The sequence below is a fragment of the Oceanobacillus profundus genome, assembly GCF_003515705.1.
In the GTDB taxonomy this organism is placed as follows: domain Bacteria; phylum Bacillota; class Bacilli; order Bacillales; family Amphibacillaceae; genus Oceanobacillus; species Oceanobacillus profundus.
On the sequence record NZ_QWEH01000047.1, the window covers coordinates 1 to 1818 of the forward strand.

At 37.0% G+C, this 1818-nt stretch carries 1 protein-coding gene; it reads left to right on the plus strand.

The annotated features are described in order from the left end of the window. The first annotated feature begins 140 nt into the window (after window positions 1-140). Entirely contained in the window at window positions 141-1793 is a 1653-nt protein-coding gene (locus D1B32_RS23445) for an IS1182 family transposase (protein ID WP_118890504.1), read from the plus strand. Window positions 1794-1818: the final 25 nt, after the last annotated feature.

A 1818-nucleotide genomic window follows, 5' to 3' on the forward strand; every position in this document is an offset into this window, starting at 1 on the left:
GAGGCTGGGACAAAACCCCAGTAATTAAAAAGAGTGGTACTCGCCAATAAGTTGGTGAGTACCGCTCTTTTTATGCATACAAAAAGGACACCTTTTGATAAAATTAAAGTTACCAGACAATAATTTTCGGAGGTGTCCCTATGTTTAAACATTATACCATGAATCAAGTTGTATTGCCGTTAGATTTAGAAATAAAACTTCAAGAAAATGATATTGCCTACGCTGTGAACGATGTGGTGGAAAGTATTCCAGATGAGGCATTCATTAAGTTTTTGCGTGCAACCGGTTGTCCTGCCTATCATCCGCGAATGATGATGAAGGTTATTCTGTGTGCCTACACGCAATCTGTTTTTTCTGGCAGAAAGATAGAAGGGTTATTAAAAGACAGTGTACGCATGATGTGGTTAGCACAAGGATATGAACCAAGTTATCGTACCATCAATCGTTTTCGTGTGCATCCAGAAGTGAAGGAGTTACTACGTCAATGCTTCGTTCAATTTCGCTGCCAACTTGTCCAAGAAAAACTAATTGATGAGGAAGCAATTTTTATTGATGGAACGAAGATTGAAGCCAATGCCAATAAGTTTACGTTTGTTTGGCGTAAATCGATTGAAAAATATAGTGCTAATTTGGTGGAGAAGTCTAACCAAGTGTACGATGAATTATTGGAAAAGGAAGTTATTCCAGAAATAGAACGAGAAAGTCTGGATGAACTATCAACCGAAGAACTCGAAAAAATAGTGGAAAAGCTAGACGACAAGGTAGAAAAATATGACAAAAAAATAGAAGAGAGTGAAGATGTAAGCGAGCGTAAAAAACTCCGTTCAGAGCGTAAAGCACCAAAACAATATCGAAAACAATTTAAGGATTATTTGGCACGCAAACAAAAATATCAAAACGACATGGAGATCTTCGGAGAACGTAACAGTTATTCGAAGACGGATCACGATGCCACTTTTATGCGAATGAAAGATGATTATATGAAGAATGGCCAACTAAAAGCAGGTTATAATGTGCAGGCTGCGACAGAAGGACAATATGTGCTCGCTTATGATGTATTCCCAAATCCAACTGATACACGTACTTTCATCCCCTTTCTGGATAAAATAGAGGAAGGCTTCTTTGAGCTACCTCCATATATCGTGGCTGATGCAGGTTATGGAAGTGAACAAAATTATGAAGATACCATAGAGAATCGAAAACGCACACCTCTCATTACATATAATCAATATCGAAAAGAGAAGAAAAAGGAATATAAAAATGACGCTTTTAACTTAGCTAATTGGGAATATAATGAAGAGGAAGATTCGTTTACTTGCCCAAATAATAAAACATTGTCATTCCGCTACCTATCTAATCGAACAGACAAATACGGATTTACACGAACATTTAAAGTCTATGAATGTGAAAACTGTTCAGATTGTCCGTTACGTTCCTTATGCACAAAAGCAAAAGAAGGAAATAACCGAAAAGTTTATTATAACGAAAAATGGGAACAACAAAAAGAATATATAAGAGAACAGCTTTCGAATAAAGAAACTGGAGAAATTTACGGCAAACGTAAAATAGATGTGGAACCAGTCTTCGGATTTCTGAAGGCTAATTTGTGCTTCACTCGCTTTTCTGTGAGGGGAAAAGGAAAAGTGGAAAATGAATTAGGTTTTGCGTTCATGGCGGTAAACTTGAGGAAGTACACCGCCATGAACAGAAATCAAACAGTAGATAATAAAAATAATCCAAAGCAAAATGGTTCCGATCATCAAAAACCGATGATCGGAACCATTTTTCAGTAATTTAGGCTAGTTATGTCTCAGCCTC

Coding starts and splice junctions, on each gene's coding strand:
- D1B32_RS23445 (WP_118890504.1), top strand. CDS start 141: ATGTTTAAACATTATACCATGAATCAAGTTGTATTGCCGTTAGATTTA.